A 14,226-nucleotide genomic window follows, 5' to 3' on the forward strand; every position below is an offset into this window, starting at 1 on the left:
TTGAAAGTAGCGCCGTCCGCCCGGAGGGCGGGCCCGGCGGGCAGGCGGGACTTTCAAAACACGCCCTAGCGCCGCGTGCAGCCTGCCGGCCGGGCGGCCGTCTGCGGACGGGAGGACAATGGTGGGTGAGCTTTGAGCGCGGCAGGCCCGCCACCGGCACTGTCCGGAGCGAGGCAAGCCCGCCACCGGCACTATCCGGGAGTCAGCATGTCGAATCCGCAGCTGCCCGAACAGCGCAGAAGCGACAGGGGCGGTTCCACGCCGGAGGACAGCGCCGCGATGAAGGCGCGCCAGTCCTGGCACGGTCCCGGAGGCCGGGCCCACGGGACGGACAAGGGCCGCAAGGGCGGCGGGCGGGGCGGGGCGACACCGCCGGAACAGCGGCCGGACCATCCGTGACCCGAAGCATCACGACGACGGCGGCATCTGCTCGGGCCGGCCCCCGCCGCACCTGCGTACGTCAGCCGCCGCTGCCGACCCGGGAGAAGGCGCTGCTGTCCAGGAGGGCGAGGAGATCGGCCGGGTTCCGGTAGACCTCGACGGCCCCGGCCTCCACCAGCTCCTGTCGGGCGATCCCCCCTGACAGGAGCCCCACCGCGGTCACGGACGCACCGGTCGCGGACTTCATGTCCCAGACCGAGTCACCCACGTACACCGTCTCCCCGCTCGTCGCACCGGCGAGCTCCATCGCGTGCAGCACCGGTGCGGGAGCCGGCTTCCCCTCTTCCACGTCGTCCGCACTCGCCGTGTCGGTGATGACGTCGTCGGCGTCCAGCACCCGCCGCAGCGCCTCGAGCTCGGGACCGGACGCGGAGGTGGCGAGCACCACCTTCCACCCCCGGGCCGCCAGGGCCCGCAGCAGGTCGGCGGCTCCCTCCACCGCGCTCAGCCGCTCGAAGTACGTCGCGTAGAGGGCCGCGTGCGTGCCGCTGATCTGCTCGTCCTGCCGTCCGTCCCGCGCGGCTCCGAGAAGGTGTTCGATCAGGTCGGTGGAGCCCAGGCCGATGGCCTGGTGCACGGCGGTCATCGGGACCGTGTGACCGGCCTGCCGGAACGCCTCCCACCAGGCGGTGACGTGGAGGTAGTTGGTGTCCACGAGCGTTCCGTCCACGTCGAACAGGGCAGCGCGAACCATGACACTCCTTCTGGTGGACCCGGGGCCCCTGGATATGCGCTCGGCGCCGGTTTCTGCATCGTAAGGCGCGGCAGGGGAACGTGCAGCACATCAGCGGCCGGGGGCGGCCGAAACCTGCCGCTGTGCTGCCCGTACCCCGGAAAACGCTTGGACGCCGAGCACCGGGGCGCGAAAGACTCCTCTCTCCCGGATCTCCTGCCATGGACACGCGGCGGCACCAGCCGCCCGTACGGTGCTGCGCCCCTCGGGGCGGAGTCCTCGCGTCACGGCGGATCCGGCGCAACTGCCCGCGCAACGACACGAGGTCGGCATGGGATCGCAGCACTCTCACGGCACCGGAACGGGCAGCGGCCCGGTCAGGCTCGCCCTCCGCCACTACCTTCGGGAGCTGACCCGCCAGCGTGGACTCTCCATTCCCGCGCTCGCGCTCCCGGCCCTCGGCAACATCGGCATCACGTACGTCGCCCCCCTGGTCGTGGCCAAACTGGTCGGCCGGATCGCCGAGGACGGTGCCATAGGCATCCGTGAGGCGCTCCCGTACGTCGGTGTGTTCGCGGGGGTGCTGCTCCTGGCGGAAGCCATGTGGCGGGCGGGACTGCACTGCCTCAACCGCGTCGACGCGCGCGGCATCGAGCACCTCTACGTCACCGGCATGGACGAACTCTTCGCCAAGGACGCCTCGTTCTTCCAGGACAACTTCGCGGGATCACTGACCAAGCGGGTGCTGAGTTTCGCCTCCCGCTTCGAGGAGTTCGTCGACACCCTCACCTTCAACGTCGTCGGAAGCCTCGCCCCGCTGCTGTTCGGCACGGTGATCCTCTGGAGCTACGACCCCCTGCTGGTGGCCGGCCTGCTGACGATGATCACACTGACCGCCGTGTGCGCCGCGCCCCTCATCCGCCGCCGGCAGAAGCTGGTCAACCGGCGCGAGGAGGCGATCGCCCGGGTCTCGGGCCATGTCTCCGACGCCCTGATGAACATGGACACCGTGCGCGCGTTCGCGGCGGAGGAGCGTGAGGCCGCCGAACACCGGTCACGGGTCGCGGAGTCCAGGCGGCTGACGCTGCACTCCTGGGACTACGGCAACCTCCGCATCGACACCCTGGTCGCACCGCTGTCCGTGCTCACCAACGCGCTGGGGCTGCTCCTCGCCGTCGGTATCGGCGCCGGTGGCGGCAGCGTGGAGGCGATCGTGGTCGCGTTCACGTACTACACCGGTTCGACCCGCATCATGTTCGAGTTCAACCAGATCTACCGGCGCCTCGAGAGCTCGATGACGGAGGCCGCGCAGTTCACCGAGCTGCTCCTCACCTCCCCCACCGTGCTCGACCCTGCGACGCCCGAGCCGCTGGCCCCGGGCTCCGCCGACGTCCGCTTCGAGAACGTCACCTTCGCCCACGACGGAGGCGACCCGATCTTCGAGGGCCTGGAGCTGGACGTGCCGAGCGGGGCGAGGATCGGTCTCGTCGGGCGGTCCGGCGGCGGCAAGACCACGCTGACCCGGCTGCTGCTGCGGATGGCCGACGTCCGCTCCGGGCGCATCCTGATCGGGGGTCAGGACATCAGCAGGCTGCGCCAGTCCGACCTGCGGAGCCTCATCGCGTACGTCCCGCAGGAACCGGCCATGTTCCACCGCACCCTGCGCGATAACATCCAGTTCGCCCGGCCGGACGCCACCGACGCCGAGGTCCGGGCCGCCGCGGACGCGGCGCACGTCACCGAGTTCGCCGACCAGCTCCCGGCGGGCTTCGACACCATGGTCGGGGAACGCGGCGTCAAGCTCTCCGGCGGGCAGCGCCAGCGGGTGGCCCTGGCCCGGGCGATCCTGCGCGACGCGCCGATCCTGCTGCTGGACGAGGCGACCAGCGCCCTGGACTCCGAGAGCGAGACCCTCGTCCAGCAGGCCCTGTGGCAGCTGATGGAGGGCCGGACCGCGCTGGTCGTCGCGCACCGTCTGAGCACGGTCGCGGCCATGGACCACCTGATCGTGCTCGACCACGGCCGCATCGTCGAGCAGGGCACGCACCAACAGCTCCTGCTCACCGACGGGGCGTACGCCAAGCTCTGGCACCACCAGTCCGGCGGCTTCCTCGTCGACACCGCCAACGGCGCGCCCGCCGCCGCGGCCGAGCAGATCCGGTGACGGTGGGCCCCCGGCGCCGCGTGCGCCGGGGGCCCACCGCGGACGGCACGGGCCTTCCGGCTCCCGCCGCCAGGACGCTTCCCGGCGCCGGTGTGCGCGGCGGGAGGCGTCCCGCCGACGTTCCGGATCATTGACATTCCGAACGATCAGCTTGAGACTCGGTCGCATGTACGAGGTCCAGCCCCTTCCCAGCGAGCGCTGTCCCCGTCCTGTCCGCGCCTCCAGCGCCGGGTGTTGATCTTCACTCCACCCCTCGCCCCGCTGCTCCCGTACACCCGCACCTGATCCGGCCACGGCCTCATGTGCCGTCCGGGCACGGCGGGTTGCCGTCCGGCCCGGGCACCGACGACACCCGTACGTCTTCCTCCGAGGCCTGACCTGCACGGTGCGGCCCGTTCCGGCCGCCCCCAGACCGAGCCCGTCGGCACGGACCGGCCGGCGCCCTCCCCACCCTCGTCCCGGCCTGCCGAGCTCCGGCGTGCGGGCCCGTCAGTGATCGGAAGGGACGATGAGTCCGAAGTTCCTCTGGTACATCCCCAACACCGTCGAGCCCGGCCACCGGGGTGACGACACCACCACCGGCTGGGGGGCCATCGAGTACTCGACCGACCTCGCCCGTACGGCGGAGGCGCACGGCTGGAGCGGCGCACTCCTCGGCACCGGCTGGGGGCGCCCCGACACGTTCACCGTGGCCAAGGCGCTGGCCGCGCGCACCACGACCTTCGAGCCCCTGATCGCGGTCCGCCCCGGCTACTGGCAGCCGGCCCACCTCGCGAGCGCGGCAGCCACCCTCGACCAGCTCAGCCGCGGGCGGGTCCTGTTCAACATCGTCAGCGGGCTGGACAACCTGGACGCGTACGGGGACACGAACGTCGACCCGGCCCGACGGTACGCCCGCACCCAGGAGTTCCTGTATCTCCTGCGGCGGCTGTGGACCGAGGAGGACGTCACCTTCGGCGGGGAGTACTTCCAGGTCACCGGCTCCACGGTCGCCCCACGCCCGTACGCGACCGAGGGACGGGCGCATCCCACGCTCTACTTCGGCGGCGCCTCGCCGGCCGCCGAACGGGTGGCGGCGGCCGAGGCGGACGTCCAGCTCTTCTGGGGCGAACCCCTCGACGGGGTGGCCGAACGCATCGACCGCCTCAAGGCGCTGAGCGAGCAGGTGGACCGCCGCCACAAGCCGCTGGAGTTCGGGCTGCGCATCACCACGCTGGTGCGCGACACCACCGAGGAGGCCTGGCAGGCGGCGGAGGAGAAGGTCGCCGCGATGGCGACCGCCGACGGGGCCACCTGGGCGGCAAACCGCCGGACGGCGGTCGGGCAGCAGCGGCTCTTCGCCCTCGCGGCGCGGGGCGAGGTGCTCGACTCCCTCCTCTACACCACTCCGGGCACCCTCGGGGCCGGCGGGGCTGCGACCACCTGGCTGGTCGGCTCCCCCACCGATGTCGCCACGGCCCTGGAGAACTACCGCAAGCTCGGCATCACGCACTTCGTCCTCTCCGACACCCCCTACAAGCAGGAGATCGGCCGCGTCGGCGACCAACTGCTCCCCCTGCTGCGCGAACCGTCCGCCTGACGGCCCGCGCCCGCCCCACCGACCCACGCACACACGCACGCACGCACGCACGCCGGGAGCCGTGTCCGTACGGACCCCGCCCGTGCCCCCGCCCTGAAAGGCAGCACCACCATGACGACCTACCGGACCCTCGGCCGTACGGGTGTGAAGGTCAGCCCGCTGACACTCGGTGCCATGAACTTCGGCGCCTGGGCCAACCGTGACCACGACGACGCCGTCAAGATCATCCAACAGGCGCTGGACTCGGGCATCAACGTCATCGACACGCGGACGTCTACTCGCGGGGCGAGAACGAGGAGATCGTCGGCAAGGCCCTCGCCGACGGCCGCCGCGACGACGTGTTCCTGGCGACCAAGTTCCACGGCCGGGTGGACGACAACCCGCACCACCAGGGCAACTCCCGGCGCTGGATCCTCCAGGCCGTCGAGAACAGCCTGCGGCGCCGCGGCACCGACCACATCGACCTGTACCAGGTCCACCGGCCCGACCCCTCCACCGACTTCGAGGAGACCCTCGCGCCCTCGACGACCTCGTGCACCAGGGGAAGATCCGCTACTTCGGTACGACCACCTTCGAGCCCCACCAGCTCGTCGAGGGGCAGTGGGCCGCCGAGCGCCTCCGTCTGCAACGCCCCGTCACCGAGCAGCCGCCGTACTCCCTGCTGGCCCGGGCGGCCGAACGAGCCGTACTGCCCGTCGCCGAGCGGTACGGACTGGGCGTGCTGCCCTGGAGTCCGCTGGCCGGCGGCTGGCTGTCCGGCCGGTACCGCACGGGCGACCCGGCGCACGCCGAGTCCAGCCGCCTGGAACGCCAGCCGCACCGCCACGACCCCGCGCTGGAGGCCAACCGGCGCAAGCGCGAGGCGGCGGAGCAGCTCGGGGAACTCGCGGACGAGGCGGGCCTGTCCCTGATCCACCTGGCGCTGGCGTTCGTCCTGGAGCACCCGGCCGTGTCGACCGTGATCATCGGCCCGCGTACCCAGGAGCACCTGGCGAGCCAGCTCGGCGCCGCGGACGTACGCCTGTCGCAGGACGTGCTGGACCGGATCGACGAGATCGTGGCCCCGGGAGTCACGATCAGCCCGGCCGACGAGGGCTACCGGCCCCCGTCCCTGACCGAGGCGTCCACCCGTCGCCGCGGTGCGCCCGGCCGCTGACCAGGTCACGGGGGCGTGTCGCACCGCACGGCGCGGCGGTGTGACACGCCCCTGCCCACTCCCCGCGCGCATCGGGCTCACCCGGGCCGGGCATGCGAACATGGCCGGGCTGCGTACGGATACCGGCCCGGGCGCCGCCCGTCCGTCCCCGGCACGGGCCCCCGGTGCAAGAGCTCGTCGATCGCAACAGGAGTGGACCACCGCCATGCCCACCACCCCCTCGTCCGGACCCACCGCACAGATCGGCGTCACCGGACTCGCCGTCATGGGCAGCAATCTCGCCCGTAACTTCGCCCGTCACGGCCACACCGTCGCCGTGCACAACCGCACCGCGGCCCGCACCAGGTCTCTCGTCGACACGTACGGCGAGGAGGGGACCTTCGTCCCCGCCGAGAGCGCCGAGGAGTTCGTCGCCTCCCTCGAGAAGCCGCGCCGCATCGTCATCATGGTCAAGGCCGGTGAGGCGACGGACGCCGTCATCGAGGAGTTCGCCGCGCTTCTGGAGGACGGCGACGTCCTCATCGACGGCGGCAACGCACATTTCCAGGACACCCGGCGCCGCGAGAAGGCGCTGCGGGAGCGGGGCATCCACTTCGTCGGCACCGGCATCTCCGGGGGCGAGGAGGGGGCGCTGAACGGGCCGAGCATGATGCCCGGCGGATCGGTGGAGTCGTACACCTCGCTGGGGCCTCTCCTCGAGAGCATCGCCGCCAAGGCCGACGACGGGGCGCCCTGCTGCACCCACATCGGGCCGGACGGCGCCGGGCACTTCGTGAAGATGGTGCACAACGGCATCGAGTACGCCGACATGCAGCTCATCGGCGAGGCGTACCAGCTGCTCCGTGACGTCGCCGGCTACTCCCCCGCGCAGATCGCGGACGTCTTCCGCACCTGGAACACCGGGCGCCTGGACTCCTACCTCATCGAGATCACCGCCGAGGTCCTCTCGCACGTCGACGAGGCCACCGGGAAGCCCTTCGTGGACGTGGTGCTCGACCAGGCCGAGCAGAAGGGGACCGGCCGCTGGACCGTGCAGATCGCCCTCGACCTGGGCGTCCCCGTCTCCGGCATCGCCGAGGCCGTCTTCGCCCGCTCCGTCTCCGGCCACTCCGACCTCCGCGACGCCTCACGCCACCTGACCGGACCGACCCCCCGCACACTCGGCACGGACGAGGCGGCAGCCTTCGCCGACCAGGTCGAACAGGCCCTGTACGCCTCGAAGATCGTCGCCTACACCCAGGGCTTCCACGAGATCGCGGCCGGCAGCGAGCAGTACGACTGGAACATCGACCTCGGCAAGGTCGCCGCGATCTGGCGCGGCGGATGCATCATCCGCGCCGCGTTCCTCGACCGGATCACCAGCGCCTACGAGGCCCAGCCCGACATGCCGAGCCTCCTCGCCGACAAGAGCTTCGCGCAGGAGATCACCGCCGCCCAGGACGACTGGCGCTCCGTGATCGCCACCGCCGTCACCCAGGGCGTCCCCACCCCTGCCTTCGCCGCCACCCTCGCCTACTACGACTCCCTGCGCGCCGAGCGCCTCCCCGCCGCCCTCACCCAGGGCCAGCGCGACTACTTCGGCGCACACACCTACCACCGCACCGACCGCAAGGGCACGTTCCACACCCTCTGGGGCGGCGACAGGACCGAGGTCGAGAGCTGACCGACGCCGGGGCAAGGGTGCTTGCGCCCTGCTCCGGCACTCGTGCTCGGCCCGTGCCCTGCCCGCGACCGTGGTACGCAGCCCCTAGTGGTCACCTCCTACGAGGAGTGGAGTGAGCGCACCACCCCCTCTGCCCGGCTCCGGCCGTACGCCGCGAGCGCGTGGAAGGCCGCTTTGGGCTCCCACGGCAGGCCCGGGTACGCGGTACCGGTGCGGCCGTCGTCGAGGACCTTGACCACGCCGAACGACGCTTTGTCGAAGTCCCGGTCGTCGTCGGCGGGCGCGTGCGGGAGGTCGTAGCGGGCGAAGGTGTTCACGAAGGCCGCGTCGACGGCGGACCCGTCGAAGATGTCGATGAGTTCCCGCAGGTAGTCGGCTTGCTCCTGTTCGTCCCGTGCGACGGGCGTGGTGAACCGCACCGGACGGGCGCGCTCGTCCCACGCGATGACGGCGTCCCCCCGGCCGCCGGCGTCTGCGGCCCCGCGGTAGGTGGTGCAGCCGAACTCGGTGACGGCGGCCGGCTTTCCGTGTGCGGTCAGTGCCCGTAGTCCGTCGGCGAGCCGGTCGGCGGTCCGCGCGTCGCGGTAGCCGGCGTCGGTGGCGACCAGGTCGAACGGCGCCCAGTCGACGCCCTCGAACGGAAGTGAGGCGTACCCGACCCGGCCGCCGAACCGGGCCCGCACCGCGGCGACCGCCGTGCAGAGGAAGGCGTTGACCTGGGCGGGGAGCCCGGGCAGCGCGGCCCGCAGCCGCTGCGGGTCGGCGAGGACGGCGGCGCGTTCCTCGAAGGTGTCGCCGGGGAGCATGCCGACGGTGAAGAGGGAGATCTCCGAGCCGGTGAGGAAGACGACCTCGGCGCCCTCACGGCGCAGCCGTTCGGCGCGTTCGGCGCTGTCGGTGAGGAAGTCGAGGAGCTCTCCGGTGGTGAGTCCGTTGGTGAACGGCGAGTACCACACCTCCAGTCCGGCGTCGGCCGCATGGCGCGCGGCCGTCTCGAGCCGGTCGCGGTCGCCGCCGGTGACGCGCACGGCGTCACAGCCCAGCTCGTCGCGGATGATCTGCATCTCGCGTCGGACGACTGCGGGGTCGAAGACCTCACGGGTGATGGTTCCCGCGCTTCCCGCAGCCCCTGCGGTTCCCGTTCCTCCAGCGGTTCCCGGAGTGGTGAAGCCGGTGTCGTACGTGATGCCGAAGGTGCGCATGGAAGGTGCTCTCCTCACGATTCAAGGTACGCGACGTACCTTATACGGTACGCACCGTACCCTGAATGCAGTCCGACGTGGGACTCGTCGCGATACCGGAACGTACGATGCGTGCCGTGGATCCGTGGAGCGAGAGAGGACAGCCGGTGGCACAAGCGCAGGAACCGCCGCGGACCCCGGGGACGCGGCGACGCGGGGCCGAACTGGAGGAGGCCATCCTGCGGGCCGCCGCCGAGGTGCTGAAGGAGTCCGGCGTCCAGGCCCTGACGATGGACGAGGTGGCCCGGCGGGCCGGGACCAACAAGAACGCGCTGTACCGGCGTTGGCCCAACCGCGTCGCGCTCGGCGTGGCGGCGTACCGCCGGCTGGCCGCGGCGGAGACCGTGCTGCCCGACACCGGCTCGTTGCGCGGGGACACCCTGGAGATGCTGCGCCGCGCGAACAGCACCTGGTCGTCGCCGTACGGCGAGATCCTGCGCGGCCTGATCGCTGCGGCGGGCAGCGCCCCGGAGCTGCTGGCCGAGCTGCGCGACCCGTCCGGCGAGAGCGCGCACAAGGCGGCCTGGCTGACCGTGCTGGGCCGGGCGGTGGCCCGTGGTGACGCCGCCCCCGAGGCGCTGCACCCCCGGGTCGCGTACACGCCCATGGCGCTGCTGCGCAACGAGTACGTGATGCTCGGCGTCCCGGCCGTGCCCGACACCGTCCTCGTCGAGATCGTCGACGAGGTCTTCCTGCCCCTGGTCCGCGGACGGGCCCCGCACGGGGCGGCACCCGGCTGATGCCGTGAAGGCCGGCACGGCAGGCAGTACGTCGCCCGGCCGGGCCGGGCCGGGGTGCGGCCGGGGGCGTCGTGTGGATAAGTGGCAGGGAGCCCTGTCCACCACCCACGGAGTGCGCGCATGTCCGACGCCGTACCGGAGCCCGTTGTGGTCCAGCCCGTCGTGGCACCGCTGACCAGCGCCGCGGTGGTGCTGGTCGCGACGATCGAGCCGGGCGGCGAGTCGGCCGTGCGCGAGGTGCTGCCCGATCTCGCCGCGTTCGCGCGGTCGATCGGCTTCCGGGTGCCGAGCGCCGGGCTCGCCTGTGTGACGGGCTTCGGCTCCGAGGCGTGGGACCGGCTGTTCGCGGGGCCGCGGCCGGCCCGTCTCCACCCGTTCCAGGAGCTCCGGGGCCCCGTCCACCGCGCCCCGGCCACACCGGGCGACCTGCTGTTCCATGTGCGCGCCGGACGGATGGACGTCTGCTACGAGTGGGCCTCCCAGCTCCTCGGACGGCTCGGCGGTGCGGTGAAGGTGGTCGACGAGACCCACGGATTCCGCTACTTCGACCACCGGGACCTGCTCGGTTTCGTCGACGGTACGGAGAACCCGGTGGGCGACGACGCGAGGGCCGCGGCCATCGTCGGTCCGGAGGACCCGGCCTTCGAGGGCGGCAGCTACGTCGTGGTGCAGAAGTACCTGCACGATCTGGCGGGCTGGAACAGGCTGAGCACCGAGGAGCAGGAACGGGTCATCGGCCGTACGAAGTTCACGGACATGGAGCTCGCCGACGACGTCAAGCCGGCCGATTCGCACATCGCCCTGAACACCGTCACCGGCGACGACGGCGCCGAACGCGACATCCTGCGCGCCAACATGCCCTTCGGCAGCTTCGAACAGGGCGAGTTCGGGACGTACTTCATCGGTTACGCGGCCGATCCGTCGGTCACCGAACAGATGCTCCGCAACATGTTCCTGGGGAGCCCGCCCGGCACCCACGACCGCATCCTCGACTTCTCCACGGCAGTCACCGGCACGCTCTTCCACGCCCCCAGCGCCGACTTCCTCGACGCGCCTCCGCCGCCGCCCTCCCCCGCCGGGACCACAGCCGTCCCGGAGCCGCAGCCCTCGGAGCAGCGCTCCACGGCCACGCCGGCGCCGGTGGTCCGCGACGGTTCGCTGCGTATCGGCAGCCTGCAAGAAAGCGCCCCGCGATGAACAACCTGCACCGTGAACTCGCCCCTGTCACCGATTCCGCCTGGGAGCAGATCGAGGAGGAGGCCAGACGCACCTTCAGCCGGCATGTGGCGGGCCGCCGGGTCGTCGACGTCAGCGACCCGCAGGGCCCGGAGCTGTCGGCGATCGGCGACGGGCATCTGCGCGACATCGACCCTCCCACCCCCGATGTGATCGCCCGGGCCCGCACGGCGCGGCCGGTCATCGAGTGGCGGGTGCCGTTCACGGTGACCCGGGCCGCCGTCGACGACGTGGAGCGCGGCTCCGAGGACAGCGACTGGCAGCCGGTCAAGGACGCGGCCCGCACCTGTGCGTTCGCCGAGGACATGGCGGTCATCGACGGGTACGCGGCGGCCGGCATCACGGGGCTGCGGGGCGGTTCCTCGCACGCGCCGCTGCCGCTGCCGGCGGACGCGCGGGACTACCCGACGGCGGTGAGCCAGGCGCTGACCCGGCTGCGGCTCGCCGGGGTCGACGGGCCGTACCGGCTGCTGCTCGGCGCGGACGCGTACACCGAGGCCACCGAGACCTCCGACCACGGTTATCCGGTGGCCACCCATCTGGCACGGCAGCTCGACGAGTCCATCCTGTGGGCGCCCGCCGTCGCCGGAGGGCTCCTGCTGTCCACCCGTGGCGGCGACTTCGAGCTGTGCCTGGGCCAGGACCTGTCCATCGGGTATCTGGACCACGACGCGACCAGCATCAGGCTCTACTTCCACCAGGCGTTCACCTTCCGGATGCTGACGCCCGAGGCCGTGGTCCCGCTCATCGCCTGAAGGCACCGACCTGCGAGGCTCCCATCGACGCCACCCGCCCCACACCGCCACCCGGTCCCGCAAGCCCTTCCGGCCGCCCACCGCGCTCCGCCCGGTTCGCCGAGGTGCTGCGCCTCGCGGTGGCGGAAGGGCTGCTGGGCGAGGAGCGTCCCCTCGCGGGCTTCCTGGACGCGGACGGGATCCGCGAGAGTGCCGAAGCGCTGCGCGACGCGTTCGCCGCCGAACCGGGCGTGCGGGTGCTGCACACCTTCGCCGCGAAGGCCGCGTCGCTGATCCCGGTCCTGCGGCTGCTGGCCGACTGCGGCATGGGGTGCGAGGTGGCCGGCCCGGGCGAGCTGAGGCTCGCGGTCGAGGCCGGCTTCGCCCCGGCACGGATCGTCCTGGACTCCCCCGCCAAGACCCGGGACGAGCTCCGGCTGGCCCTGGCGCTCGGTGTCGCCGTGAACGCGGACAGCTTCGGCGAGATCCGCCGTATCGAGGGACTCCGCTCGCCCGGCTCGGCCTCCGTCCTGGGGCTGCGGGTGAATCCGCAGGTGGGGGGCGGTTCCATCGGCGCCATGAGCACGGCGACGGCCACCTCGAAGTTCGGGGTGGCCCTGCGCGACCCCGGTGCCCGTGAGCGGGTCGTCCAGACCTTCGTCAAGCGTCCCTGGCTGACCCGGCTGCACGCCCATGTCGGCTCGCAAGGGTGCTCGCTGGAACTCATCGCCGCGGGCATCGCCGAGACGTACCGGCTCGCCGAGGAGATCAACGGGATGCTGGGCACGCGCCGGGTCACCGGGATCGACATCGGGGGCGGGCTGCCGGTCAACTTCGACGACGACGAGACCCGCCCCGCCTTCGCGGAGTACGTGGCGGCGCTCCGCTCCGCGGCTCCGGGCCTCTTCGACGGGCGCTACGACCTGGTCACCGAGTTCGGCAGGTCCCTGCTCGCCAAGAACGGCTTCATCGGGGCGCGCGTGGAGTACACGAAGGATGCGGGCGGGCGCCGCATCGCGCTCACCCACGCGGGGGCCCAGATCGCCACCCGTACCGTGTTCATGCCCGACGCGTGGCCGCTGCGGATCGGCGCGTTCGACGGGGAGGGCCGCCCCCGCGGCGGGCCGCCGATGGTGCAGGACATCGCGGGGCCGTGCTGCTTCGCGGGGGACGTCGTGGCCCATGCCCGGGAGCTGCCCGAGCTACGGGAGGGCGACTTCGTCGTCCTGTACGACACGGGGGCGTACTACTTCTCCACCCCGTGGGCCTACAACAGCCTGCCCCGGCCGGCCGTGTACGGCTTCGCGGGGGAAACCGGCAGCCTGCGCTTCGCCCCGGTGCGCGAGGCGCAGTCGCTGGACTCGGTGGCTGCGGAGAGCGGGCTGCGCCACGCCGGGGCGCTGACAGGGCTGCACGGCCGGCCGTAGGAACTCCGGGTCACCCCGTCGGCTGGGGCGAGGGCTCCGGCTCGGGTACCGGTTCGGGGTTCGGGTCCGGCGGCTGCGGGATCGGGTCGGGCGCGGGGCCGGGCGGCACGGGGCCCGGCGGCACGGGCGGCGGGGAGGGCACCGGCGTCGGCGGTCCCGGCACGGGCGGGGGCGTCGGCACGGGCACGGGGTCGGGACTGGGGTGAGTCATCTCGGTCCTCCTGGTGCGACGGACGGGACGAGTGGATCTCTCTCCACCGTCTCCCCGTGCGGCTTCCCTCGCCTGCCGAGTCCATACGTACGCGCTGTGACTCCTGGCCCGGGAGACCCCGGGCCGCGCCTCAGAACAGCTCGGGATGCGACCCGAGCTGCCGCTCGGCCCCGCGCACCAGCTCGTCGGGGGCCTTCGGGGCCTGCTCGGGGTGCCGCTCGGCCCACGCGGCGAGGTACGGGCAGAGCGGGACGACGGGGACCCCCTGCCGGGCCGCCAGCGCGTAGAACTCCCGCGCGAGGGCGCCGGCGACTCCCTTGCCCTCGTGCTCCGGCCGGACGACGGTGTGCACGCCGACGAGGGCGCCGGGCTCGGGATACATCACGAAGTACGCGATGGTCCCCGCGACCGAGCCGCCCTCGTCGAGGGCCACCAGCTTGCCGTGCTCCCGGTCGTCCCTGATCTCCACTGCGGTGCGCTCCTCTGCCATGGCGGGACTCCTTCGTACGGCGAAACTTCCGGGCTGGATCAGCCCTGTGCGGGAACGGCCTGCGGACTGCGCTCCGTACGCGAGCCCGGCACGGGCTCCGATGCGTCGGCACCCACGGCCACGATGCGGTTCGCCGCGTCGACGTGCACGACACTTGGCACGAGGGCACGCGCCTCGGCGTCGTCGACCTGGGCGTAACTGATGAGAATGACCAGGTCACCGGGGTGCACGAGGTGAGCGGCGGCGCCGTTGATCCCGATGACGCCGGAACCGCGTTCGCCCTCGATGACGTACGTCTCCAGGCGGGCGCCGTTGTCGATGTCCACGATATGCACGAGCTCGCCGGGCAGCAGGTCGGCGGCGTCCATCAGATCGGCGTCGATCGTCACGGAGCCGACATAGTGCAGGTCGGCCTGGGTCACGGTGGCTCGGTGGATCTTGGACTTGAACATCGTACGCATCATGGAGATA

13 protein-coding genes and 1 pseudogene are annotated in these 14,226 nt (G+C 72.3%); 9 read left to right on the forward strand and 5 right to left on the reverse strand.

The window, feature by feature from the left end; all coding sequences use genetic code 11:
* Positions 1 to 207 precede the first annotated feature (207 nt).
* On the forward strand, positions 208 to 399 hold the full coding sequence (locus JKV81_RS33565; protein ID WP_202079418.1) for a hypothetical protein: 192 nt from the start codon (positions 208 to 210) through the stop codon (positions 397 to 399).
* Between the two features lie 61 nt (positions 400 to 460).
* Here JKV81_RS33565 and JKV81_RS33570 read toward each other — a convergent pair whose 3' ends face one another.
* Positions 461 to 1,135 (reverse strand): HAD family hydrolase, encoded by a 675-nt coding sequence (locus JKV81_RS33570; protein WP_129259870.1) that lies wholly within the window; start codon positions 1,133 to 1,135, stop codon positions 461 to 463.
* 310 nt (positions 1,136 to 1,445) lie between these two features.
* On the opposite strand from JKV81_RS33570, the gene JKV81_RS33575 reads away from it, so the two are divergent.
* From JKV81_RS33575 to gnd, 4 genes and pseudogenes are all read left to right on the forward strand, one after another.
* On the forward strand, positions 1,446 to 3,278 hold the full coding sequence (locus JKV81_RS33575) for an ABC transporter ATP-binding protein (protein WP_202079421.1): 1,833 nt from the start codon (positions 1,446 to 1,448) through the stop codon (positions 3,276 to 3,278).
* A 508-nt stretch (positions 3,279 to 3,786) separates the two neighbouring features.
* Positions 3,787 to 4,857 carry an LLM class flavin-dependent oxidoreductase gene (locus tag JKV81_RS33580; protein ID WP_202079423.1) on the forward strand — a complete coding sequence of 357 codons (1,071 nt, stop codon included), beginning with the start codon at positions 3,787 to 3,789 and terminating at the stop codon, positions 4,855 to 4,857.
* Between the two features lie 111 nt (positions 4,858 to 4,968).
* Positions 4,969 to 6,013, forward strand: a pseudogene (locus tag JKV81_RS33585) (aldo/keto reductase).
* Between the two features lie 205 nt (positions 6,014 to 6,218).
* The gene (gene gnd, locus JKV81_RS33590) at positions 6,219 to 7,676 is read left to right on the forward strand and encodes an NADP-dependent phosphogluconate dehydrogenase (RefSeq protein ID WP_202079425.1); all 1,458 of its coding nucleotides are present in this window, start codon (positions 6,219 to 6,221) and stop codon (positions 7,674 to 7,676) included.
* A gap of 98 nt (positions 7,677 to 7,774) precedes the next feature.
* Here the strand turns inward: gnd and JKV81_RS33595 are convergent, their stop codons facing one another.
* A complete protein-coding gene (locus tag JKV81_RS33595) occupies positions 7,775 to 8,878 on the reverse strand; it encodes a glycoside hydrolase family 113 protein (protein WP_129259865.1) in 1,104 nt (367 codons plus the stop codon).
* Between the two features lie 146 nt (positions 8,879 to 9,024).
* Between JKV81_RS33595 and JKV81_RS33600 the strand changes: the two genes are divergently transcribed.
* From JKV81_RS33600 to JKV81_RS33615, 4 genes are all read left to right on the forward strand, one after another.
* Entirely contained in the window at positions 9,025 to 9,657 is a 633-nt protein-coding gene (locus JKV81_RS33600) for a TetR/AcrR family transcriptional regulator (protein ID WP_307820658.1), read from the forward strand.
* Positions 9,658 to 9,777: 120 nt separating this feature from the next.
* Positions 9,778 to 10,854 (forward strand): Dyp-type peroxidase, encoded by a 1,077-nt coding sequence (locus JKV81_RS33605; RefSeq protein ID WP_129259864.1) that lies wholly within the window; start codon positions 9,778 to 9,780, stop codon positions 10,852 to 10,854.
* A complete protein-coding gene (locus JKV81_RS33610) occupies positions 10,851 to 11,648 on the forward strand; it encodes a family 1 encapsulin nanocompartment shell protein (protein ID WP_202079427.1) in 798 nt (265 codons plus the stop codon). Before JKV81_RS33605 ends, JKV81_RS33610 begins: the two co-directional genes overlap by 4 nt.
* A 119-nt stretch (positions 11,649 to 11,767) precedes the next feature.
* A complete protein-coding gene (locus JKV81_RS33615; RefSeq protein WP_372444273.1) occupies positions 11,768 to 13,054 on the forward strand; it encodes a type III PLP-dependent enzyme domain-containing protein in 1,287 nt (428 codons plus the stop codon).
* A gap of 10 nt (positions 13,055 to 13,064) precedes the next feature.
* Here the strand turns inward: JKV81_RS33615 and JKV81_RS33620 are convergent, their stop codons facing one another.
* The 3 genes from JKV81_RS33620 to panD all read right to left on the reverse strand — a co-directional run bounded on the left by JKV81_RS33620 (position 13,065) and on the right by panD (position 14,219).
* Positions 13,065 to 13,265, reverse strand: coding sequence for a hypothetical protein (locus tag JKV81_RS33620; protein ID WP_129259862.1), 201 nt, complete (start codon positions 13,263 to 13,265; stop codon positions 13,065 to 13,067).
* Positions 13,266 to 13,395: 130 nt separating this feature from the next.
* On the reverse strand, positions 13,396 to 13,755 hold the full coding sequence (locus JKV81_RS33625; protein WP_129259861.1) for a GNAT family N-acetyltransferase: 360 nt from the start codon (positions 13,753 to 13,755) through the stop codon (positions 13,396 to 13,398).
* 38 nt (positions 13,756 to 13,793) lie between these two features.
* Positions 13,794 to 14,219 (reverse strand): aspartate 1-decarboxylase, encoded by a 426-nt coding sequence (gene panD / locus JKV81_RS33630; protein WP_099175690.1) that lies wholly within the window; start codon positions 14,217 to 14,219, stop codon positions 13,794 to 13,796.
* Between the last annotated feature and the right edge of the window lie 7 nt (positions 14,220 to 14,226).

The sequence above is a fragment of the Streptomyces silvae genome (genome assembly GCF_016745505.1).
Lineage (GTDB): Bacteria > Actinomycetota > Actinomycetes > Streptomycetales > Streptomycetaceae > Streptomyces > Streptomyces silvae.

Bases quoted from the DNA above. Each gene is read 5' to 3' on its own strand.
- gnd (WP_202079425.1), top strand. From the start codon at position 6,219: ATGCCCACCACCCCCTCGTCCGGACCCACCGCACAGATCGGCGTCACC.
- JKV81_RS33570 (WP_129259870.1), bottom strand. From the start codon at position 1,135: ATGGTTCGCGCTGCCCTGTTCGACGTGGACGGAACGCTCGTGGACACC.
- JKV81_RS33610 (WP_202079427.1), top strand. From the start codon at position 10,851: ATGAACAACCTGCACCGTGAACTCGCCCCTGTCACCGATTCCGCCTGG.
- JKV81_RS33625 (WP_129259861.1), bottom strand. From the start codon at position 13,755: ATGGCAGAGGAGCGCACCGCAGTGGAGATCAGGGACGACCGGGAGCAC.
- JKV81_RS33580 (WP_202079423.1), top strand. From the start codon at position 3,787: ATGAGTCCGAAGTTCCTCTGGTACATCCCCAACACCGTCGAGCCCGGC.
- JKV81_RS33595 (WP_129259865.1), bottom strand. From the start codon at position 8,878: ATGCGCACCTTCGGCATCACGTACGACACCGGCTTCACCACTCCGGGA.
- JKV81_RS33565 (WP_202079418.1), top strand. From the start codon at position 208: ATGTCGAATCCGCAGCTGCCCGAACAGCGCAGAAGCGACAGGGGCGGT.
- JKV81_RS33575 (WP_202079421.1), top strand. From the start codon at position 1,446: ATGGGATCGCAGCACTCTCACGGCACCGGAACGGGCAGCGGCCCGGTC.
- panD (WP_099175690.1), bottom strand. From the start codon at position 14,219: ATGATGCGTACGATGTTCAAGTCCAAGATCCACCGAGCCACCGTGACC.
- JKV81_RS33620 (WP_129259862.1), bottom strand. From the start codon at position 13,265: ATGACTCACCCCAGTCCCGACCCCGTGCCCGTGCCGACGCCCCCGCCC.
- JKV81_RS33605 (WP_129259864.1), top strand. From the start codon at position 9,778: ATGTCCGACGCCGTACCGGAGCCCGTTGTGGTCCAGCCCGTCGTGGCA.